We start from the raw sequence: 23,337 nt of genomic DNA on the forward strand, positions 1-23,337 counted from the left end.
TTGGGGCCCCGTCATTTCTTTTTCTTCTGTTGCTGCTGCTTTTCCCGCTCGGCCTGCACCCGCTGTTGCTCTTTCATCGCCTGCTCCAAGCGTTCGCGCCAGCCACCGCCCTTTTTGGGCTTGTTCTTGTTGGCTTCCAGCTCGGCCTTGATTTTTTCGTTGTCAATGAGGAATTGCTTGGTGACCACCGTCTGGCCGATATTCAGGATATTGCTGAAACACAGATAGAGGGTGAGGCCAGAGGCAAACGAGTTGAAGAAGAACATGAACATCACCGGCATGAAATATTGCATGTACTTCATCACCTTCATTTGGTCGGTCTGCATGGTGGAGGTATCCATCTGCTTCATCGAATACCAAGTGTACCAGAGCGTGGTGACGACCCAAATCATCGTGAAGGCGCTGATGTGCGCGCCCGCCCCAAAGGGCAAGTGGAAGGGAAGATTGACGATGCTATCGTAGCTGGAAAGGTCGGTGGCCCACAGGAAACTTTCCTGACGAAACTCGATGGCCGCCGGGAAAAAGCGGTAGAGCGCGAACCATATCGGCATCTGCAACAAGATAGGCAAGCAACCACCGAGCGGGTTGACGCGATACTCGCTGTACATCTTCATGGTCTCCATGGACATGGCCTGTTGGTCGTCGCCGTGTTTTTTCTTCAAAGCCTCCAAACGAGGTTTGAGGGCGGCCATCTTCGATTGGCTCAGCACCATGCGGTAGGTGAGCGGATAGAGCAGGAGTTTCACCAACAGCGTCAGCATCAGAATCACGATGCCCTGATTGCTGATAAATCGTGCGAGGAAGTCCAGCATGGGGTGAATGACCCAGCGATTGATGGAGCCAAAAATGCTGGAGCCGAACGGAATGATGTCTTCCAAGTTGACACCAAAAGCTCGCAGGCGCTCGAATTCGTTGGGGCCTGTGTAGATGGCCATGCTCGCCGTGCCGTTGTCGAGCGGGACGAGGGCCGTGGTTTTCAGCAGCTTCAAATCCGGGTCAGCGTCGGTGAACATGATGGTCTCGCCGACGAATTCGCGGAACGAAAAATTGTTGGCGACGAGCGACGTGTTGAAAAACTGATTGGAATGGGCGAGCCACTTGATGGGCTTTTCGCCGAGGCTTTCCGTGTCGTTGGAGCGGCAGTCGCAGTAATCCGCCGACTCCTCTGTTGGCTTGAAATAGACGGTTGACATGCTGCGCTCGTACTGTTGGTTTTTCTCCAACTTGTCGAGGTAATTGACCCACTGAAGGCGGAGCGCATTTTGTGCCAGCACGTTTTGAAGGCCGTTGCCGCCCACCGAGTAATCCAAGCGATAATCGTCGGGGCTGAGCGTGTATTTTTGTTCGAGATAGCGGCCTTCACCGGCATCGGCCCGGAAGGTCACGGAAGTGCCGTTTTTGTTTGCCGTGAAGTAAAGTTCTTCGGTGTTGAGCTTCTGACCGCCGCTGAGTGTCAGGTCGTAGCCAAAGCGATTTTTGCTGTCTTCAAGCAGGCGCACGGGGTTTTTAAACTCGTTGCCTGCCGAGTCGGTGCTGATTTTTTCATAGTTTTTGAGAAACACCTCTTTGATGCGCCCGCCTTTGCTGGTGAAGGTGATGCGCGTCAGGTCATTTTCCAAAACAACGAGCTGCTCTTGGCCAGCGCCGGCAGCGGCGAAGGTGCCAAACTGCCCCGCCAAAGCCGCTTGGCGCAGCGAGTCGCTCACAGGCGAGGAAGATTGTTCGGGAGCACCGGGCGTGGGAGTCAGCGAAGCCAGCTGTTGATTTTGCGATGGTTCGGCATTTTGCGAGGTTTGCGTGTCTGTTTGGTCAGGTGTTGGCGGGGGCGGCGCGGAGTATTGCATCCACAAGTAAAGGAGCAAAAAAATCAGCCCCATGCCAATAATCGTGTTAAGTTGACTCTGTTTATCTTCCATAAAAAATTCTTCCTCCACTTTTTCCCTCCATTTATATGAAGAGTAGGGGGTGGGGCCAAAAAGCGCCGCAAAAGTATGTCAAAGCCCGTTGCCGTAATAAGAAACCTCGAAGATTATCCCGATTGGCTCGACCGAGAACTCGTCGAGGCGTATCTAAGCACGGTTTACAGGAGCATAGCCCCGCGATTCGATATCGCCATTGGCCCCCTCGATGCCGCACTTGTTGATTGGCTCAACGAGCGCCACATCAAGACGTTTGCCTTTATCACTGCATGGAACCCGCGCTCTCATGCAGCGCCTTTGGAAACAAACCGGCAAGGAAACGCAGCGCTGGAGTCCATGCTGACCGCCGTCGCAACGGAGGTGCTACCTGGCATTGGCATCGGCACTCGCGGCGACTGGCCGCCAGAGGAAAGCTTCTGGGCCTTGGGCATCTCGCCCGAACACGCCGTTCGCACAGGGCGGCATTTCTCCCAAAATGCCCTCGTATGGTGGGAAAATGGCGGCGAGGCAGAACTATGGTGGCTGCAATGAGCGTGGGGTTTGTGGTGGAAGGTCGTTGGCAAGGACGCGCAACGGCGGTGTCGGCGAAGACTCGGAGTACCGCCCGACTTTGATTTGCGGCAGCGGCGCGCTCACAGCTCTCGCAACCAGATATTGCGATAGCTGACCAAATCCCCGTGGTCCTGCAGTCGGATGGGCGCTTTGCCATGCGCTTCCGTGCGCGGCAGCCCGATATATTCGGTCGTGCCTTTTATTTCGGTGTTCATTTGCACCACCACGCCATTTTGGATGACTGTGACGCGCCCCGGCGTGAGGAGAATGCCGTCGGCATTGAAACGCGGCGCGATGAAAAGAATGTCGTAGGTCTGCCATTCTCCGGGTGGGCGGCAGGCGTTCACCAAGGGGATGGTTTGCTTGTAAATGGAGGCGCATTGGCCGTTGGAGTAGGTGCGGTTTTGGTAAGAATCGAGCACTTGCACCTCATAGCGGTCTTGCAGAAAAACGCCGCTGTTGCCCCGCCCTTGTCCCTCGCCTTTCACGACCGAGGGGGTTCTGAACTCGAGGTGCAATTGGCAGTCGCCAAAAACACGTTTGGTCATGATGTCGCCAGTGCCGGGCTGCACCGTCATGCTGCTGTCTCGGGCAAGGTTCCACGACACCGCTGCTGCCGAGTCTTTTAGGCTGACCCACTCCGAAAAGCCTGTCCCGTTGAACAACACAATGGCATCGGAGGGAGGCTTGGTGCCTTGGCCGGGCGTGACGACCCGCGGCTCCGGTTGCCACACCTCGGTGGCTCTGGGGTCGGTGATTTGGCCGCAGCAAAGGGTGAAAGAGGCGAAAAAGGTGAGGAAAAATGCTGTCAAGTGCTTCATTGTCAGAATTGATTTGAAGTGAAAACTTTCTCTGTTCGCGTCAACCCCGCCCCCGGCCCCTCCAGCCGGGGGCGGGTGACACGGGCGACTGAAAGGTTCACGATTTGAAAAACAAGTGTCTGCATCAGCCGATGAACCGCTTCATCCAAGCGAGGGTGTATTCAAACACCTGTTCTTGCTGGGGCTCATTGTGAATTTCATGGTAAAGTCCCGGCCATTCGTGAAAAGTCACCTCGCCTGCCACACGGCCTGCAAACTCGCGTGTGGCCTTTGGGGAGGTGATTTTGTCGCTGCCGCCGTGCATCAGCAGCACGGGGATGGAAAACACGCCGGAGTATTTGTTGAGCATATCGGCCCCGTTGAGCAGGGCAATGCCTGCGGCGGTGCTGAGTTGGTCGTGCACAAGCGGGTCGCTGATGTAGGCTTTCACCACGGCATCGTCGTGCGAGAGATAGCGGGCCACCAAGCCTGTTGGCAGGGTGAGGGTGGGTATGAGCTTGTGCAGGATTTTCCCGGCGATGACTTTGAGGGGCGGAGCCTCAAAAGCCAGTCGAATCCATGGGCCAGTGACGATGAGGCCAGCCAACACGGGGTCGTGACGGATGACATAGTTGAGCACGAGGTTGCCTCCCATGGAGTGGCCATAGAGGAAAAGCGGCGTGTGCGGATAACGCTGGCGGGTTTCTTTGAGCAACTGGCCGATGTCGTCGAGCAGCACTTGCAGGCTTTTGGCATGGCCGCGCTTGCCTTCGCTGCGTCCGTAGCCTTGCTGGTCGTAGCCGACGAACGCCACGCCGTTGTGGTTGAACCAACGTGCCATGTGTTCGTAGCGCCCGATATGTTCGCTCTGTCCGTGCACGAATGCGATGACTGCTTTGGGATGTTTCACGGGCCATTCGGCGGCGAAGAGCCGAAGCCCTTCGTTGTTTTTCCACGATAGTTCGTTCATCAAGCGAGTGTTTTAATCGAAATAAGTCTTTTTCCCTTTGCTAAATCGCACCAGCCGCGCCGTTTCGTTGCGGGGTTTCACCGTTTGATGAAAAAAAGCGCGCGCCTTGGCGGGGGTGTCGAAACTACCCGCGAAGTAACAGAATTTGCCGTCATTGTTTTTGTGCCAAAAAATTTCCCCAAAATCGCCGAATGCTGCATCGGAGGCGAGCAGCAATGTGTCTGACTGTGCGATTTCCACGCAAAAGCCGCTGTGGTTTTTGGCCAATTCTTTCAACGATTGGGAAGGTTCGGGCTGAGGAGGTGCTGTTGGCGTGGCGAGGGATGGCGGTGCCGCCATTTCGGCAAGCATCATGGCTGGCTCTTCTTCGTGCAACATGGCAGGCGTTTCTTCTTCTTCCAAAATGTCGGCGGCGGTGGCGGGCAGGTCCTTTTCCGGTGGTGTTTCGGCTATTGCGGACTTGTCGGGGGGTGATTCAAGGGTCGGCGTGGGTTTGGCTCGCTGCGGTTGGGTTTTGCTGCTGCTGCTTTTGGGTGGTTTTTTGCCTTTGCTTTCTTCTTCCTGAATGATTTGTTCTAGGCTTGGCCAACGCTTATACTCCAGCGAGTCTCTCGAAATGCCTGTGATGCGCAGTTCGGTGCGGCGATTTTGCTGGTGTTCTTCCTCTGTGCAGGCTACTCCGTTGCGGCATCGGTTGACGAGTTGGCTCTCGCCGTAGCCTTTGGAGGTGATGCGAAGGCTGTCAACGCCTTGGCTGACGATGTAGGCTACGGCGGCGGCGGCGCGTTTGCCGGAAAGCACCATGTTGTAGTCGTCGTTGCCGCGGCTGTCGGTGTGAGAGCCGAGTTCCACGGTGAGGCCGGGGTTGTCGTTCATCAACGTCACCACCTTGTCGAGGCGCTCGGCGGCATCGGGGCGGATGTCCCACTTGTCGAAGTCGTAGTAGATGTTTTGGATTTGGATGCGCTTGTCAATTTTGGCAGGCTCCAGCTCGATGTTGGCGAGCAAGGTGCCGAGTTCGTTGCCTTTGGTCAGGTTTTCGGTGACGCCGGGCGAGAGCGTTGACACTCCGTCCACGCAAAGGATGCAGCCTTCTATGTTCACATAGACCTCGATGCGCTTGGCGATGAAGCCGGGTTTGCGAATCAAAATCGTGTAGTGGTTGCCGCGCTCAAAAGTGTGTTGAAAAAAGGCGTTGGGATGGTTTTGGAGGACGAGTTCGGGGCGGTTTTGGGTGCGGTTGAAAATTTCAATCCACGCCCCTTGCACGGCGTCCACCACCACTTCGGGGTTCTCCCGCGCTTCGGCGATGGTCACGTCGAAAAGGTACCCCGGCCTTCGCTGCATTTCTGTTTTGAGAAAGACTTTCTCCTTTGCCACTTTGAAAGTTTGTTCCGCGTCGAAAAAAATGTCTTTTTTTGCCACCATGCGATATTCGCCGGGCGGTAGCAGGGTGGCAAAATGCCCTTCTTCGTTCGTGAACGTGTCGGCTCGGACGACGTTGCCGGGCAGTTCCAGTATCAGGATTTTTGCTTGTCTCAAATAACCACGATTGTTCTCCTCAAACACATAGCCCTCGACGGGTGTCTGTGCCATGTTTTTTTGGATGAAAAACAAAAAGCAAAGTGTAAGAAGGAGCAGGGCAGGAAATGGCGTTTTTCTCATTGCAAATCAGGTTTTTTTCGCATCATTTTGATTGAACAAAAGTAATGAAAATCGTTTTTATGGGCACACCCGAATTTGCGGTGCCCTCGCTTGAAATCCTTTTGGACAATGGCTACGACGTTCCGGCCGTCGTCACCGCGCCCGATAAGCCGGGTGGCCGGCATGGGCTGCAGGTATCCGCCGTGAAGCAATTTGCCCAGACACGCAGCTTGCGGGTGTTGCAGCCGGAAAAACTAAAAAATCCCACGTTTTTGGAAGCGTTGCGCGAGTTGAAGGCTGATTTGCAAGTCGTGGTTGCCTTTCGTATGCTGCCCGAAGTCGTGTGGAATATGCCGCCACTTGGCACCATGAACCTGCACGCATCGCTGTTGCCCAAGTATCGGGGCGCGGCCCCCATCAATTGGGCGATTATCAACGGCGAGCCTGAAACGGGACTGACGACTTTCTTGCTCAAACACGAAATTGATACGGGCGACTTGCTTTTTCAGGAGCGGCTGCCCATCGGCGACAACGAAACAGCGGGCGAGCTCCACGCTCGCATGATGGTGTTGGGTGCGCAATTGGTGTTGAAATCCGTGCAGTCGCTTGAGCGCGGCGAGGCACGCCCCTTGCCTCAAAGCGATGCGGAAGCTTCCCACGCGCCCAAGATTTTCACGGAGGATTGCCAGATTGATTTTTCGCAACCTGCCGCACGGGTGCACAATTTCATACGCGGGCTTAGCCCTCACCCCGGTGCGTGGACCAGCCTTGACGGGAAAAAACTCAAGATTCTGCGCACGGAGAAAGAACTTTCGGATGTGGGCCAACTGCCACCCGGCTCGTTTTTTTCGGATGGGAAAAGTTACCTGAAAATCAGCGCGGCAGACGGTTATTTGAATGTGCTGGAACTGCAAATAGAGGGCAAACGGCACATGAACGTCCGCGATTTCCTGAACGGCTACCGCATTGCATAGGGCCGGGACGGCAATCAGCCTTTGGGTCTTTTTTTGTCTTTCCCCAAAATGTCTTTGGAGCGGCGGTCGAGCACGGGTTCGGGTCGCGGCGCCTCTTTCATGGAGTCGTTGAATACTTTTTCCACGAATTTCCACCGCCCTTTCTCCAATCGAAGGCCATCGTAGCTCCCGTCGGTGACAAACATGACACCTCTTCCGTAAGGGCTGGGCCAGGCAATAAGGTGGTCGAACAGTATCATCTGATATTGCTCGTCCCAGTTGACTTTGATGGGCGCGTCGGCGGCATATTCAAAAATGAGGCGCATTTCGGGCACTTTTGTGTTGGGTTTGTCAAACACGGGCGCGCCAAACACGGGCTTTCCGGTGTCATCAAAACTCAACACCTCGATAATTTTTCGTTTTTCAAAAAACGCAAAAGCATCGTATCCGAACAGCAGGTACTTGCGCCCCTCTTTCGCATCGAACTGAATCAGGTTGTAGTACAGCGCGCCATACCAGCGTTCGGGCGACATTTGCTCATACACAGGGCGGTCGTCCATATCGTGTCGGCGGTCAATGAGCGGGAACAGCTTGAGGTCGGCGCTGTTCATCTGAATCGCGCCGTAGTGCCGATAAGTCGAGTCATTGACGAACATCTGCCAAGTGAATATGCGAAAACTACTGTCGGGTGGCGCAAGGATGGATATGCTCTTGAGCCGGTCGAAGCGATATTGGAAGGAATTGTCGGTTTTTAGGGCGCGTGTCAGCACTTGTATGAGCGCCCTGCAAGCCGCGAAACGTTCGATTTCGATGGAGTCATTGACCACCGCGTAAGCAAGCAAGGCCAAGGTATCTTCTGCCATGCGCAGTTGCTCTATGGCCGTTGGCGAGAGTTTATCCGCTTTTTTGTTTTTGGGCTGGGCTTGTGCGCCACACACAGCAAACAAGCAGAGCGCGAGCGTGAATAATCTGATTTTCAATGACATGAATCTGGAACGGCTAAAAATTTCGGGCTAAAAACGCCTCAGGGTCACAAAAAATTGCCGTGCGTTGCATGGTGCTTTCGCTCCAGTCCGCGAGTTTCCCGTCCCCGCCCGTACGCCCGAGATTTTTTCAATCAAACTCCGCCAGTTTTTCGAGCAGCCATTCGTGGTTGACGGTCGTGGCCTTTTCCCGGATGATTTCCTCGCGAAGTTTTTCGATGGTGGTTTTGTCACCGGGCATGAGGCGGGTGAGGCGGCGGGTGTATTTGATGAGGTTGAGGTATCCGCGTTTTCTGGCTGGCGTGAAGTTCTTGTATCGGTTTAGAAAAACGCGAAAAGACTCGAGGAAGGAGTCCAAGGCAGTATACTCATCCATCTCATAGTATGTGATGGTCAGCATTGCCTTTCCGATTAGGTTGTATCCTATGTCTTCATATTCCACATTGCTCAATAAGGCCAATACTTTTTCATATTTTTTTTGATAAAGATAGACGCGGGCCAGATTGAAAGAGAATGTGTTTTCTCTGCTTTCAGGAGGCAAGTATTCACGATAGTTGTCCACAAAGTTTTCAGCCCATTCGAGCTTTCCCAATCTCAATGCCGCAGCAATTAAATTATTGAACCTCCAAGGGGCGAGTTCGCCCTCCAACAAAAACACTTTTTTGTGGATAGCGTCTTCAAACAAATCAAAATACTCTTGTAAAAATTCTTTGTTTCCTTTGTTTATTTTACCGGTGCAATAGTGCAGAGCAGAATCAAATAGTTCAATGGCCTCTCTTTGAGGCATTTCCGCTCCATGTTTGTCGAGTAATCGTCTTAAATTATAATAATGCTCAACGGTTTCGGCTTCAAGCAACATTAACAATGAATAGTAATACACCGCCAATTCTGGGACATCTTCAATGGGGAAATTGATAAGATAATTCCGAATTTCATCCATGAACTTTACCTGATAGTTGAAATTCCTTGTTCGCTGCTGACTCAACATGGAACAATAAAGTTTCAATTTCTCTATCCAATAAAACAAGTCAAGGCTATTCGAGATTTCTTCTATGTTGGCTCGCACATTCACTTTTACATCAAAATCCATCATCGTATAGTAGAGCCTTTCGGTAAAATACACCTTCTTGAAGTAGTCCAAAGTGCGATAGTTGACCTTGTCCAAATCATGGCGGATTTGCTTGATGGAGCCACTATACAAAGGCTCTATCTTTCTGCGAACGATAAAATCAAGGGTATCAATTGCTTGCTGGGTCTCGTCGTGCGTGATGGTTTCTTGTGCCATGAAGCCTTCCACATGTTTGAGTAAATCAGAACAGTACTTACGGAAGCTGACATCATCGTAGGGTTCGCCGGGGAACATTTTTTTCCACACGGCCTGCCGGTCGAATCCCTCCTTGCCTCTCTCGATGTGCTCGAGCATGATTTCGCCTAATTTGGTGAGTGTCTTGCTTTGGTTGAAATAGGGCGAGTGGAGGTATTTCACCAGACGTTTTCGCTCGGATGGGTGTAGGTAGCGGAGCGTCAGAAACACCTTATTCGTATGTTCCGCTCCGAGGCGTGTGTTATTTTTTTTCGACATCGGTTGTTGAGTGCGTTTCTCTAAACGATTGACTTCGATGGACTTAGCCGAGCGAGTTCGTCGAGCGTTTGAGCAAAGGTTTTGGCAAAGATATTTTTTTTGTTCATGTGGGGGTTGGAACTTCGGAAAAGGTCTAATTTTGGTCGTTTTTTTAATTTAATACCGCAGCCATGAATGTACCTCTACTTCAACCTCGTTTTCGGGTGTTGTTGTTCCCCCTGCTCATCGCTTTCGGAACCCCCCGTTTCGTCTCAGCACAATCAGGAGCCTTCAAAAACTTGACCACTTCGGTCAATAAAGAGGTCTCCGACACCATTTCAGGCACCAGCCTATTTGTTTACAAAGCCAGCCCTACCGCAAAACACGGCAAAATGCAAATCCACCTCCTTCAAAGTGGAGGTGCGGGCACCCCTCACATCTATCGAATTGGCTATCAGCCCGGCCCCGGTTTTATTGGTGTGGATACTTTTGTTGTTCAACTTTCCTATCTCAATTCGTGGCCTTTTTTGGTGTATCAAGCCTATCGGGTTGTGGTCTATCCTTCGGATTTGTTCCCGCAACCCGACTATGCCGTGACCGCTATCGGCACGCCTGTCACCATCAATGTGTTGGCTAATGATGTGGGCAATGGCCCATTGACCGTGACGGCTATACCTTTGATTAACAATGGCACGGTCAGCGTCGGCAACAACAATGATCTGGTGTTCACCCCTACCGCCGGCTTCACGGGGGTGGCGCATCTCAATTATGTGGTTTGCGACTCCTTGAATCATTGCAAAACCACTCATGCCAGCATCGGGGTGCATGGCAATGCCCCCCCGAACAGCGACACGTTACAAGTGGCTACGACAAAGAATACCCGGCTGACCATTCCGCTGCTCCATGATGGCTACGCGCTGTTCCAGGCACCGGCCAACGGCACGGTGAGCGTGGACGGCGGCTTGTCGTTTCGCTACATCCCGAACGCCAATTTCGTTGGCGCCGACCAGTTTGTGCTAGCCAACAACAACTTCGGCACCGTAGTCTATAAAACGGTGAAGGTGAACGTGTTGAACACGCCTCACCAAAACAAAATGGCTATGGACGACAGGGTATTTACTCCAAAGGGGCGACCTATTACTTTTAATGTCCGCCAAAACGACATCGGCAATTTGCTGGTGAAAAGCTGGGTGGTGCCACAGGGGTTTCCCGGCACCCTTTCCAATACGCTGGGCAACGGCAACGTGACTTTCACGCCCAACCCGGATTTCGTCGGTACGGCCACTTTCCAATATCGCATCGGCAATCAGCAAATTGCCAACTTGGAGACGGCCACCGTGAGCGTCGTGGTGGGCAATATGAATCCGGCATATTCCGAGTTTGAATTGACCACCCCGACGGAAACCCCTTTTGTGTTCAACTATCGCATCCCTTTCAACGATTTTGAGCTTTCTGTTTTGAACGCGCCCGAACACGGTGTTTGTGATTTTTATCCCGGCTATTCCACGCAGACCCTCAACGGGCAAACGGTGTCGGGCCACAACCTGCTGATTTACACGCCCGATGCAGGTTTTGTCGGGACAGATGAATTTGAGGTCAATTATTGCGTAAGCGCCAACGGCGAATGTCAGTCCTTCATCGTGAGGATGAATGTGGCAGACATCCTGAGCGCGGATGCCCCCTATTGCATCAATGAGTGCGTCTGGCTCGGTGATGTGAACAACGACGGAATCGTCAACAACAAAGATGTCTTGCCCTTGGGCCACTATATGGGCTGGGACGGAGCTCAACGCCCAAACGCCGCCTTTGAATGGTACGGCCAATTTGCCCCCAATTGGAACAACCCTTTTAGTGGAAATGCGGTGGACATGAAACACGCCGATACGGATGGGAATGGGGTGGTCAATCACCTTGATACTGCCGCGCTCAACCTGTTCTATGGCAGCCTCAACAATTTGCTCCCGCATATACCGCCTACTTCCAAGAGCCTGCCGTTTTCACTCAAACTTTTGACTCCAAACCCACAAATTGGCGATTTGGTGCAGGTGGAAGTGTCGCTTGGCAGCGACTCGTCACCTGTGACCGACCTGTATGGGTTCACGTTCGACATTTCGCTCAGCCCGAATATCGTGGATTCGGCTTTCAAAATGACTTACTTTGAAAATTCGTGGCTCAACCTGAACACGCCTTCGCTTTGGTTGGATAACAACCCACGTCAAGGACGACTTGAAACCGCTTTCACGCGCACGGGCGGCACCCCCACAAGCGGCAAGGGCATCATCGGCCAATTTGACTTCATCATCATTGACATTATTGATGGTGCCAGACCGGGCAAGCAAAACGAGCAACCATCTTTTACCATCACTATTGACAACCCCATGCTCTTTTCTGGCAGTGGAGGAATGTTGTCAGGCGAAAATCAGGTCGTGGAAATACCGATATGGACGACAATGAAGGGAAGAGCACAGGATGAAAAAGCATCCGACGGAGGCGAAGGCTTCCTTGTGCATCCTTCTCCCGCCAACGACAGGCTCCGCATCCGACTGGACGGCAATGATTTCATAGAGGCGCTTGCCATTTTTGATGTGGCGGGCCGACAGGTACATAGCGCTCAAAAAGTGCAGCAATCCTACACCGAAATCAATATCAGCCACTTGTCGCCGGGTTTCTATGTAGTCTCCGCTCAAACAAGTGTCGGTGTGTTGACGAAGAAGTTTCAAATCGTGCGCTGACGGTCGCGTGTATGGCGCAAGTCCTTTTTTCACACTACTGGGCATTTCAAATTTGCCACGAAGTCACAAAGACGCAAAGCAAAATACTCATTGATTTCCGCATTTTGTGCCTTTGTGTCTTGCGGCATAAAAATAATATATACCTCGTGCCGCCAAGTTTTCAGCATGGTTGGAAGGATGAGATCACGTTTACTAAACTTCAAAAGTTTAGTAAACGTTACCCTAGACGATGCTGAAAACTTGGCGGCGCGAGGTATATTCAGGTTGGCGACGGCACTCGGTTAGTGCTCATGTCTTGGTTTTGCGAGGTGCCATTCCGCCGCATGGTAGCACGGGCGCTGTGAGATGCGCGGGGGGCAAGACCCTCGCATGGCAACATTTCGCCCGATGGGGCCTACCGTTCGAGTGCTACCGAATTTTGCCCCGCCGAGTCAGGTGCTTACCGCATTCGTTACAGTCAGCAAAATTCAATCTTGCCGCACTACGACAAGCGGCGCTTGTAATCATTGTAGTTGAATTTCCGCACCACATCCAATCCCCCTTCTTTTCGCCAAATAGCGATGCTGGGGTGCGTCACCCCGTTGAAAGTGGTGGTTTTTACCATCGTGTAGTGAATCATGTCCTCGAACACGATTTTCTGACCGACTTTCAGAGGCTTTTCAAATGAGTATGCCTCCATGAAATCGCCGCTGAGACAACTCACCCCCCCAAGTCGGTAAAGATGTTTGTCGCCGGGCGCGGGGTCGGCAGTGGCGCCGCGAACAGCGGGTCGGTATGGCATTTCGAGCGTGTCGGGCGCGTGAGCGGTGAATGACATATCGAGAATGGCCGTTTTCACGCCTTTGTTTTGCACAATATCGAGCACGGTGCTGACGAGCACCCCAGTGTCCCACGCAAAGGCGCTGCCGGGTTCCAGAATGACTTGCAAATGCGGCCAACGTTTTCTGAACGACGTGAGCACCCGTATCAAGTGTTCCACGTCATAGCCTTTCCGCGTCATCAGGTGGCCGCCGCCAAAATTGACCCATTGGAGGGCGGGCAAGAATTTCCCAAACTGACGTTCAAAATGCTCCAGCGTTTTTTCCAAATCGTAACTCGTGCTTTCGCAAAGGGTGTGGAAATGCAGCCCCTCTAGGCCATCTGGCAATTTTCCCTTAAAATTCTCGACAGGCTCTCCGAGGCGCGACCCCGGCGACGCGGGGTTGTAGAGCGCCGTCCCGACGGGCGACCATCCGGGATTGACCCGAATGCCGGGGCTGATGTGTTCGGGGTGTCGCTCCAGCTTTTTTCGGAAACGCCGATACTGCGCCTGCGAGTTGAAGGTGATGTGGCTGGAATATCCCATGATTTTGCCGAATTCGCGGGGCAAATAGGCGACAGCGTAGGTATGTGCCTTGGTTTTCATTTCCTCAAAACACAGCCGTGCCTCGTGCAGGGAGGAGGCTGTGGCGCCTTGCACATATTCGCGCACAATGGGGAAGGCGCTCCACATGGCAAAGCCCTTGAACGCCAAGATTATTTGCACACCCGCCTCGCGTTGCACGCGAGCGATGGTTTCCAGATTGTTGCGCAAAAGGCGCTCTTCGAGCACAAAGCAGGGGGAAGGAATTTTGTTGATGTCCATGAGGCAAGTCAGTATTTTGTAGAATTTTGGAAACAAAACTAAGCGGACGGGTTTTGCTGTTCCCTAATTTTTTTCTCCATCAAATCAGTCAGATAAGTGCCCGTTTGATTGGAAGTGTCCTTGATTTCTTCAGGGGAATAGTATTTATGGTAGGGACGATTGAACTGTGGCAGCCCGCTTTCGGCAGGAAGATAAAATGAGTAGTCGTAGGGTAGGAACTGCCATTTGATGCCAAAGCGAATGTCAAAAGGATGACGCGGGGCTTTGGTAAAGCCTTCGAAGTGTATCACAATGCTCATTCCCTCAGTATCATCGCGCAGGCTATTGTCCAGCACTTGCCGCATTGATTCGATGCCTTCCACTAAGACAAGGCCGCTTCCTGCTCCGAACCAAATCTTCCGGTTTAGAAAGAGTTTATCAAATTTGGCAAAGACTGGCCGCAAGACTTCGAGCACCGGGAAAACCACCTTTCCCGCCACCTCAAGCAGGGTTTCTTTTGAACGGATTTTTTGCAACGAAGGCTCGACGGCTAATTCGGTCGTGAGCAGGCTTAGTCTTTTTTCCCAATCATCTTCTTCCACATCTCGCCCTTCCACCACATCCAAGGTCAATCGCAGGGAGCGCTCCAACAATCCGAGCATGAGCTCAACAAACAAATCAGGGGCGCTGCCATAGCCTTGTATGTCGGCGAGGTATCGGTTGTAGGTTTCTTTTTCTTCATCAGTGATATAAAAAAGCGGGTAGCCGTTAGCAACCAAAATCAGATTGCTAAGCAGTCGGGCGGTACGTCCGTTGCCATCGTGAAAAGGATGAATGGTCAAAAAACGGTGGTGAAATTCAAAAGCCAGCACCGCGGGGTGAATGGCGTTTTTGTCGCCACGTTTCACTTTTTCGAGTTTACCGTTGAGCCAATTCAACAGTTGGCGCATGGCCTCCGGCACTTCGGCGGGCGGGGTAAAGCCGAATTTTTCGCCTTTCCAGTTGATGATTTCGTTAGGCTCTTTTTTCCATTCACCCACCTGCTTTTGTGTCACTGAATCTTCCTCCACGACAATGGCGTGGTGAATGTCTTTGATGCGTTTTTCTGAAATACTGAGTTCGCTTTGCCCGATACGCATGATTTCAAGCATGGTCTTGTCATGCCCTTGCATCTCCCTGACATCGCTCAATGGCTTGCCTTCGATGGTGATGATGCCCGTCATCACCGTGCGCGTCTCCTGCCGGGTGAGCGTGCCACCTTCCTGCCGGTTGGAGTAGTAGTTGCATTCCAAACGGAAACGATACTCGATGCGGCGCAGCGTCTCGTCGGGAAGTTTCCCGTGCGATTCGATTTGGCGGCGCAATGCCTCGACTTGTGTGAGTCTGTCGGTGATTTTGGACACGGTGGGGATTTTAAGAGAGGCAAAAGTAGGGTTGTGTCCGCGAAAAATGGGTGTTCATTCATACATTGAGGCGAATCGAATCATCTCAATCTCAAAACCGCCCCCCCACCGTCACATACACCCCTCGCCCGTCCGACGGGATGATGCCCGGGCCGGGATAGCTCTCCGCCCGGCGAGTGAAATAACGGGCATCCAGCAGGTTGTTGCAACTCGCTTCCAGCGTCAGCCAGCGCCAAGCGTAGGAAACGGAAAGGTCAGCCACACTGTACGCCGGAATCAGCCCCTCCACCGCCGTAGCCGTGCGCGCGGCGTTGGTCGCGTCGGAAAAATGTTCGCCAATGTGGGCGAATTGAAACGCGCCGCGCCAAGCGCCGCTTTGGAACGAAATCCCGGTGCGCAACATCAGCGGGGGCGCCATCTCCACTTTTTTGCCCCGCACGGCGCTGTCGTCGGTGTTCACATAACGGGCATCCACCACCGCAGCGTTGACAAAAATCGTGAGCCGTGTCTGAGGGTTTTTCAAAGAAAAGAAACGCAACAAATCCACCTCTCCGAAGGCCTCGAGGCCAATGTTGCGAGCGTCGGAAATGTTGCTGCGGAAACGATAGTCGTTGTACAGCGGCGGCTGGTCGGCCCTAAGCACTTGGCCGATTTTGCCATTGTAGGCGATGTAGAAAGCCGTTACCTCGTAGGTGAAGATATTTGATTTGCTGCCGCGAATGCCCAAATCCGCCGTGAATCCGCGCTCGTCGCGCAGGTTGCTGTCCACCACGAAGTTGGGGTTCACGATGCGCAAATCGGTGAAATTGATGGCGCGGTAGTTCTGCGAGATGTTGGCATACATCTCGACGGCCTCGCGTGGCTTGAAGGTGGCGCCCAACCCGCCGATGAGAAAATCGCGCGAGCGCTCGCGGTTGTCGTCAATCTTGTTTTGCACAATCACGTTGCCCGCCGCGTCCAACACCCGTTGCGTGAAATAGCCCTCGGCGCGGGTGACGATGCGCTCGTAGCGCAGCCCCGGCGTGAGGCTCCATTGGGAGGACAGGTTGAAGACGTTTTCGAGGAAGACCGCTTGGTTCTGATTGGGGAAATCGTAGGCGGAGTTTTCCAAATTTTCAGGGTTGATAAATCTGAAATCCGCGTCGCTGCCCGCGCTGCCGTCGCCCTGTCTGGCGGTCGAAAAACCCGAATAGAGCCGGTATCCAAAAAGCAGCGTTTGGGGCAAGCCATCTATTTTATATTGGTGCAGCAGTCGGGTCTCCTGCCCCATGTTTTTGAACTGGCCGTCAATCAGCGTGCGGTTTTGGCCAAAGTCGGCGACGTTGATGCGCTCCAAGTTGCCGAGCGACTGCCGTTGCGCCAGCAAGCCGAAGTTGCGCACGTTGAGGCGTGTTTTTTCGGAAAAATTGTAATTCAAGGAGACAGCAGCCATGTTCCACTCCACCGAAAACCAGTTGCGTTCGCGCACCGATTGGCGTGCATCGTCTTGGAACATCTTGTCGGTAAGGCCGCCCGGCTGCTGCGCCAGATAGTCCATGCGCGTCAGGTCGAGGCGGAGCGACAATTTGTCCGAAGCGCGGTAGTCAGCGGATGCGTAGCCGCAGCGGTAGTCGAAGCCGCTATTGGGTCGCCAGCCGTCGCCGCGTTTGTATTGGTAATAGGCGTAGTAGTTGAGTTTGTCGTTCAGCACGGTGCCGCCGATGCTGTTGAAGGAGCCGAAAAAGCCCCATGCGCCGACCGTTTGGCGGGTAGTGAGGGCGATTTTTCTGTCTTCGGGGCCGCGTTTGAAGCGAAAGTTCAGGAGGCCGCCAAACTGAGTGCCGTATTGCAGCGATGCCGCGCCGCGCACGATTTCGATGCGGTCGAGCGCCTCGGCGGGCGGGGTGTAGTAGCTCTCCGGGTAGCCCAAGGCATCGGCGCTGATGTCGTAGCCATTCTGGCGAGTGTTGAAATTGGCCGTTCGGTTGGGGCTTAGGCCGCGCCCTCCGATGCCGAGTTGCAGCCCCGCGCCGTCGCTTTCCCAGATGTTCAGCCCCGTCACGCGGCCATATATCTGGCGCGGGTTGTTGGTGGCCGTGTTGGCTGTGATTTGAGCCAGCGATACCACTTCCGTTTTTTTGCCTTTGTAAATGCCAAACTGTTCCACGCCGTGCAGGTGCGACAACGCCATGCCCTGCTCTTGCCCAGCAGTGACGGTGATTTCGCGGAGCTGGGTAGACTGGGTTGTGTCGGTTTGTGCCGCAACTGTAAGCCGGAATGATATTCCGGCCAGCATAAGCACGACGTTTACGAAACCTTCGAGGTTTCGTAAACGTGTTCGTGAGGTATGTCGGAATGATATTCCGGCCAGCATAAGCGCGGCGTTTGCGAAACCTTCGAGGTTTCGTAAACGTGTTCGTGAGGTATGTCGGAATGATATTCCGGCCAGCATAAGCGCGGCGTTTGCGAAACCTTCGAGGTTTCGTAAACGTGTTCGTGAGGTATGCCGGAATGATATTCCGGCCAGCATAAGCGCGACGTTTACGAAACCTTCGAGGTTTCGTAAACGTGTTCGTGAGGTATGCCGGAATGATATTCCGGCCAGCATAAGCGCGGCGTTTGCGAAACCTTCGAGGTTTCGTAAACGTGTTCGTGAGATTGGCCGGGATGTCATTCCGGCATACTTTGAGTGAGCCATGTTTTATGCGACCAACCGTCGCGGAGTTTTGTCAAGTCAATATTTGGAGCAATGAGGAGTCGGCTGGGGCGGGCGTTCAGCGTCACATAGACTTCCGCCCGCACGGCGGGGTCACTAACGCCGCGCTGTTCGTAGTGTTTTTTTAAAAAATGGGCGAATTGCAGAATCATGTCGGGCTGCATCGCCATTTGTTTTTCCTGATGCGGGTTCAAAAACTCGCTGTTCACCACTTCGCCTTCGCGCCCCGTTTTGGCATCTTTCACAAAAAATGTGGCGGTGCCTGCCTTTTCCATCAGCATCACGCGCCACGAAAAACGGTAGCCTTCCTCCGTCCAAAAGACATTGCCGGGGTAGAGCAGGTAGCGCCAAGGGAAGAGGATTTGGAAAGCGAAGAAGAGAATGATTAATGGTGAATGATGAATAGCAAATGATGAGTTTCTGATTCGCGAACCGCTTTCCGTGTGCTCTACGTTTGTCATCCTGTAAGGATCTGTCCGCTCTACGGGCGGGTTAACACTCACGTTTGAATCACGTTTACGAAACCTTGAAGGTTTCGTAAACGTAGCCGAAACCCAATTCCACACTCGCTCGTGCCATTTTTCCGAGAAAAAAATCAGCGTCGCGCCGAGCATCACGAGCGGGAACACGCCGATTTGGAACATCAAACCCGTCAGGGTGTGAAACACGATGACCGTGAGGTAAGCCCACGGGCGAGTGCGCGACCATGCGAGCCAGAACACAATCGTCACATCGTAGAGCATCCCTGCCCAACTGAACAAATAGGGCGTGATTTTTTGCTGGAAAAGCCAGCCGACGAGCGGGAGTTGGTCGTTTGCAGGCACCCAGATTTTTAGGGGAAGGGCGTTCGCGAGCCAGTCGTGATTTATTTTCCACAAACCTGCGTAGAAATAGACGATGCCGAGTTGGAGTTGAAAAATGAAAATCGTCCAGCGCGGGATTTGTTTTTGAAAAATAGCGGGTTTGCGAAGCACGTCGAGCGAATAGGCACGGTTGGCGGGAACAAAAATGAGCAAACCGCAAACGATGCTAACGAAGTAATAGTGGTTGAGGTAGTAAGTCAAATCAATCAGTTCCGTGTAGGTAAAAAGCAGAAATTGCGCCACTGCCGCCAACCGATAAAACAACCCCAACATGACGCACAAGGAACTGATGAGCAAAAGCGCGTGAACAACATACATCCCCGTCGCCGACAGCGGCTCCACCCACTCGAAGCCGAAGTATTTGAAATGAAACATCGGGCGGACATAGTGGTCGTCAATCCAACCCAACGCCCAAAAACGCGCGGTGCTGAACACGAGGAGCGCCCCTATGACCACGCGCAGCGTAATCAGAGGGGCGATGCTGATGGGCCGGGAGAGCCAGTTTTTGATGTTCCTCGTTGTCGCCATTTCGTTATTGCCGTTATTGGGGGTAATTGGGGGGCATTAGGGGTCATTAAGGTCATTAAAGAGGTCATTAAGGTCATTTGGGGCATTTGGGTCATTGAAGAAGTCATTAAGGTCATTTGGGGCATTGAAGAGGTCATTAAGGTCATTAAAGAAGTCATTAAGGTCATTTGGGGCATTGAAGAGGTCATTAAGGTCATTAAAGAAGTCATTAAGGTCATTTGGGGCATTAAAGAAGTCATTAAGGTCATTTGGGGCATTCAATCAATCCCCATCGCCGCTGCTGAACGTGATGGCGATGCCCAACAACGACGACATATCGCTTTTGAAAAAGCGGGTCATCTTTGAAAGTTCGACATAGAGCGCCTCCACTTTCGAGTTGTCGCCGGCGATTTGCTCCGACATCGAGGGCGTGGTCGGCAGGGCATTGAGGGCGGCTTTCACGGCGGCCAACTGTGCCTCGGTGTTGGCAATCAAGGCTGGGCCACCTTCCACGTTTTCCAGATATTCGCGAAAGCCGATGCCGTCTTGTCCGTTTTTGGTGCGACCATGCCAGATTTCTTCGATGGCGGTGAAATGGGCTTTGAGCATTGCCAACGACTGACCACTATAATATGCCTCCACCAACTGCGGCTCCACCTGCACCTGACCGGGGCGCTTGCCAAGCGGCAGACCGAGTTTGAAATTTTTGATGGACTCGTAGCTGCGCACGAACTCGTTGTAGAGTTGTGAGGTGCTGCTGCCCACGTCCGTGCCAGCGTTTTCCACAAATTGGGCGCGATAGGCGCCGTTCCAAGCGTTCAGGACACTGCCTACCCGGTCATTTATATTGTCGGCAAGGCCGATGAGATAGCGATGGCGGTTGGCGCTGTTGGCGAACGTGGCTAATATCTCGTCGTCGCTTTGATTTTTTCCAAAAATCAGGTATTCGATGGCTAAAAACCCACGCGCGTCGCGGTTGAAGTCTTCCAAGTTCCAGTTGCCACCGACGATGGCGTTCTCGATTTTCATCTCACTGGCCGGGAATGTGCCGATTTCCTCTATCAGCCCTTTTTTCAGACCTTCTTCTCCGGCGGGGCCAAAATTGTAGGCATTGACGTATTGCCATTGCGTGTAGGCTTTTGCCCATGCGTCGCGCAGGGCGGCGAGCGTTCCGGCGGAAGGTGCCAATTCAAATGCCGTAGCAACTGTGAGAAGCAAGTCGGTTTTACTTTTGAGGTCAGTATAAGCTGGTGCGACGAGATTGTCCGCGTAATTGCGCAGCATCGCCTTGCGGTCAAAAGAATCGCCGGGTTCTTTCGATTTAGAATCGCAGGCAGGCGCGACGAAAAGCGTCGAGAGGCCGAGAACAAGGAGGGAAAGATAGGCTCGATTGGACATAAGTTTTTGATTTTGAGTGAATGTGCCGATTTACGATTGACGATTTACGATTGACGATTATCCAGCCACTTCCACTTCGGGGGCAATATTTCTCGCTTCGGGGGATATTATGAGGTGTCATATTGGAAGAATTAAAGGGCGACATCTCATAAACAAACCAAGAATGGCTGTTTCAGGAAATCGTCAATCGCAAATCGCAAATCGTAAATCCCAATTAGCGGCCCTGCTCCGCGACCCAGTTCTTTTTGAAGTCTTCAATCTCTTGGTCAGAGAAGCCGAATTTCGCTTTCAACTTGCCGATGACCTGCGTCAGTTTGGGCAGTTCGGTCAACGGGTCGGTCGCAAATTTATAGGAGGTCGGTGTGCCGTTGTAAGGCGCGTTGAGCAACACCAAAATTTCGTCAATCTCCGCGTCCGTGAGTTTTTTGTGCGACTGCGGAATGGTGCGCCAGCCGTGTATGAAGCCCACGCATTCTCCATAAGCGTGCAAGGCACTTGCCTTTTGTGCATCGGTGGGATTGGTGGAGCTCATGGTGGAGATGACGCTATGGCAGTAGTTGATGATGGTGGCGGCGTTCACTTTCTCCCACGTTTCGCGGATGGTCGCTAGCGCCTCGTCGCGCTCTTGGTTGTACTCGTCGCCGGCTTTCAGCGCGGCTTGGAGTTTGATGAAGGCATTTTTCATTTGGAAGTACAGCCCTGAGCCGTCGTTTTTGTCGCGTCGGGCGGCGTAGTTGGCCATGAACTTGTCAGGGTTGGCAGCCTTCGATGCCGTCGGGGTGTTGGGAAAATCGGGATGCGAACCAAAGATGCGCACCAACTGGTCAGCAGAGGCGGGTGTCATGGTGCCTTGCATCAGGTTGACGGCGTGGTGGTAGAGCGCCGCTCCGAAAAGCCCTTTCTCGACCAACTGCTCGATTTCGAGGCCGTTCTCGTCGAACAGATAACCGCCAAAGGTGCCGCCCTGACCTACTGGCGTGCCGGGCGTATATCCCAACCCGCTTGCCTTGGCCATTTCGTCGAGCCAGTTGCCCGCCCCGTCGAGGCGACCCGCGTAATAGGTGGTGGTGATGCTTTTCAGGCTAGGGCTGCCCGTGCTGTACAGTTGCGAGAGGGTGGCATAATTGAGTACCGTGCCGGGTGTGCGTCCTTTTTTGGCTTCATTGACCAAAGCATCGAGTTGGTTGCGGACGGCATCCTCGGTAGCGGTGTTGGCTGCGAAGGAAGCAGCGTCGTAGGTCGTGGGGATGTCGAGAGGTGCTTTTTCGTCTTTCTTGCAAGACGTGAAAGCGAAGGCCACAAGGCAGGCGATTAGAATGGGAAGTGTATTTTTCATGTGTGTAGTTGAATTTGAATGAACAATGTCGGGGCAAATGTAATGAGCATTCGGGCTTATCGAGATTTTGTCCAGATTAAGTTTGACTTAATTTTGACACGGAAGGTTGCAGGCTTATTCGCCATGCTTGCACTCGTCGGCTTGTATACTTAGCGCCGTTAGGTTTTGGGCATGGCTGCCATCTCAATCTGCTAAAAATCAAGAACATCAATCATGTTCATCTAACAAATCCTAGCGAATCAAGGCATAAAACGCAGTATTTCAATGAACTGGTGGTCAACAGAGTTTTTGACGTGTTCGCCAATACCCCGAATGTCACAAAAAGTCATCCAGCCCTCCAATGCCTGTACAGTCATGGCAAAATCGCCGCCTAATTCTTTACGAACTATTGTTTGTAAAAACTTTGAAAAAACCATCTTGCGCACATTCCCGTGCCTCCCAGGGCAAACGCATCAAAATGGCACAAACCTCGGAGAGGTCAAATGTTGGTAGAAACGCCCCGTTTCCGCGGTGTTTACGACCCCGGCGGGGTCGAATGTTGGTGACCTGTTTACTGCGATAGACATTTGACCTCTCCGAGGTCGTGATAACTATCACAAAAACACACCATTTCTACCAACATTTGACCTCTCCGAGGTCGGTTGTATTTTGATGCGTTTGCCCTGCCCGTGCCTCCTCCTCATTGCCGGTGTAACGCAGGCAGATAGCAATGCCCATGCATAAAATGCGCGGTAAAGCCGGTTCTGTGCGTAGCGGTCGCCGTCCCGACACCCCTGGATGGTTTCAGCCAATTCTCCCTTGTTGAGCATTGCTTTGTATTGAGACACGAGTTTTTTTCCGACAAAGTTGTCTGAGATAAAAAAAGCAGGCCGGGCATTGCGCCTGGCCCACTTAACCCCCCAAAAAACCAAATGAAAACAATCTTAAATCTTGGTGAACTTTAGCACATCGGTGTTGCCGTTGCCGCCGCTCGTGTGCTCGAAGTGCATGAAATTGCCTTGAACAGAAATGATGCGCCAATCTTCTTCCAATCCCGACAGTGCGCTCGGCACGGTGCCTGTAAATTCAATCAGGAATTTGTTGCCACTATCGTCGAAGCCAGTCAGCCAAGTCCCGTTCTAAGTTTGGCTGCCGTTGGTGGCACTTAGGCTGCCATTGGCACCGAAGTCAAAAGTATAGCCAGCATAGTTGCTCGTTTCATCTTTTTTATCGAAAAAACAACCCGCTTTCCATTGCCCAGTGGAAGGCGTGATATCACTGCCGACAGAGGGGTTGTCGTCGCTGTTGGTGCAAGCGAAGAAAAAAGACAATGACAGTGGGAGAATGGCGACTAGGCTTTTTGTATTTTTCATCGTCGTAAAATTTTGATTGAAAAAACAGTTGAATTTTGCCGCAAAAGACAGTGCCGGGCGCAGCTC

Annotated in this window: 16 protein-coding genes; 3 read left to right on the forward strand and 13 right to left on the reverse strand. The window is 52.7% G+C overall.

The features are described 5' to 3' along the window. Positions 1-11: 11 nt before the first annotated feature. Complete coding sequence (yidC, locus tag KIS77_15120) at positions 12-1,916, reverse strand: membrane protein insertase YidC (protein MCW5923674.1); 1,905 nt, start codon at positions 1,914-1,916, stop codon at positions 12-14. A 75-nt stretch (positions 1,917-1,991) separates the two neighbouring features. Between yidC and KIS77_15125 the strand changes: the two genes are divergently transcribed. Then, positions 1,992-2,450: a DUF3293 domain-containing protein gene (locus tag KIS77_15125; protein MCW5923675.1), complete on the forward strand. Its 459-nt coding sequence runs from the start codon at positions 1,992-1,994 to the stop codon at positions 2,448-2,450. A 101-nt stretch (positions 2,451-2,551) separates the two neighbouring features. On the opposite strand, the gene KIS77_15130 is transcribed toward KIS77_15125, so the two are convergent. From KIS77_15130 to KIS77_15140, 3 genes are all read right to left on the reverse strand, one after another. Then, positions 2,552-3,292 carry a DUF1080 domain-containing protein gene (locus KIS77_15130; GenBank protein ID MCW5923676.1) on the reverse strand — a complete coding sequence of 247 codons (741 nt, stop codon included), beginning with the start codon at positions 3,290-3,292 and terminating at the stop codon, positions 2,552-2,554. 124 nt (positions 3,293-3,416) lie between these two features. Next, positions 3,417-4,241, reverse strand: a complete 825-nt coding sequence (locus KIS77_15135) for a lysophospholipase (GenBank protein MCW5923677.1) — start codon at positions 4,239-4,241, stop codon at positions 3,417-3,419. 12 nt (positions 4,242-4,253) lie between these two features. After that, positions 4,254-5,837, reverse strand: coding sequence for an OmpA family protein (locus tag KIS77_15140; protein ID MCW5923678.1), 1,584 nt, complete (start codon positions 5,835-5,837; stop codon positions 4,254-4,256). 128 nt (positions 5,838-5,965) lie between these two features. Between KIS77_15140 and fmt the strand changes: the two genes are divergently transcribed. Continuing rightward, complete coding sequence (gene fmt / locus KIS77_15145) at positions 5,966-6,859, forward strand: methionyl-tRNA formyltransferase (protein ID MCW5923679.1); 894 nt, start codon at positions 5,966-5,968, stop codon at positions 6,857-6,859. Between the two features lie 14 nt (positions 6,860-6,873). On the opposite strand, the gene KIS77_15150 is transcribed toward fmt, so the two are convergent. Both KIS77_15150 and KIS77_15155 read right to left on the reverse strand, forming a co-directional pair. Continuing rightward, a complete protein-coding gene (locus tag KIS77_15150) occupies positions 6,874-7,818 on the reverse strand; it encodes a hypothetical protein (protein MCW5923680.1) in 945 nt (314 codons plus the stop codon). Between the two features lie 133 nt (positions 7,819-7,951). Next, entirely contained in the window at positions 7,952-9,403 is a 1,452-nt protein-coding gene (locus KIS77_15155; protein ID MCW5923681.1) for a hypothetical protein, read from the reverse strand. Between the two features lie 170 nt (positions 9,404-9,573). On the opposite strand from KIS77_15155, the gene KIS77_15160 reads away from it, so the two are divergent. Then, positions 9,574-12,114, forward strand: a complete 2,541-nt coding sequence (locus tag KIS77_15160) for a cadherin-like domain-containing protein (GenBank protein ID MCW5923682.1) — start codon at positions 9,574-9,576, stop codon at positions 12,112-12,114. 481 nt (positions 12,115-12,595) lie between these two features. Here the strand turns inward: KIS77_15160 and nspC are convergent, their stop codons facing one another. The 7 genes from nspC to KIS77_15195 form a co-directional block, all read right to left on the reverse strand. Continuing rightward, entirely contained in the window at positions 12,596-13,738 is a 1,143-nt protein-coding gene (gene nspC, locus KIS77_15165) for a carboxynorspermidine decarboxylase (GenBank protein ID MCW5923683.1), read from the reverse strand. Between the two features lie 38 nt (positions 13,739-13,776). Then, complete coding sequence (locus KIS77_15170; protein MCW5923684.1) at positions 13,777-15,120, reverse strand: Fic family protein; 1,344 nt, start codon at positions 15,118-15,120, stop codon at positions 13,777-13,779. A gap of 91 nt (positions 15,121-15,211) precedes the next feature. Beyond that, positions 15,212-17,395, reverse strand: coding sequence for a TonB-dependent receptor (locus tag KIS77_15175; protein MCW5923685.1), 2,184 nt, complete (start codon positions 17,393-17,395; stop codon positions 15,212-15,214). 374 nt (positions 17,396-17,769) lie between these two features. Next, on the reverse strand, positions 17,770-19,206 hold the full coding sequence (locus KIS77_15180) for an HTTM domain-containing protein (protein ID MCW5923686.1): 1,437 nt from the start codon (positions 19,204-19,206) through the stop codon (positions 17,770-17,772). A gap of 261 nt (positions 19,207-19,467) precedes the next feature. After that, on the reverse strand, positions 19,468-20,583 hold the full coding sequence (locus KIS77_15185; protein ID MCW5923687.1) for an imelysin family protein: 1,116 nt from the start codon (positions 20,581-20,583) through the stop codon (positions 19,468-19,470). Positions 20,584-20,797: 214 nt separating this feature from the next. Then, positions 20,798-21,919, reverse strand: coding sequence for a DUF4856 domain-containing protein (locus tag KIS77_15190; protein ID MCW5923688.1), 1,122 nt, complete (start codon positions 21,917-21,919; stop codon positions 20,798-20,800). A gap of 1,118 nt (positions 21,920-23,037) precedes the next feature. Beyond that, positions 23,038-23,271 carry a hypothetical protein gene (locus KIS77_15195; protein ID MCW5923689.1) on the reverse strand — a complete coding sequence of 78 codons (234 nt, stop codon included), beginning with the start codon at positions 23,269-23,271 and terminating at the stop codon, positions 23,038-23,040. Positions 23,272-23,337: the final 66 nt, after the last annotated feature.

Source organism: Saprospiraceae bacterium, assembly GCA_026129545.1.
In the GTDB taxonomy this organism is placed as follows: domain Bacteria; phylum Bacteroidota; class Bacteroidia; order Chitinophagales; family Saprospiraceae; genus M3007.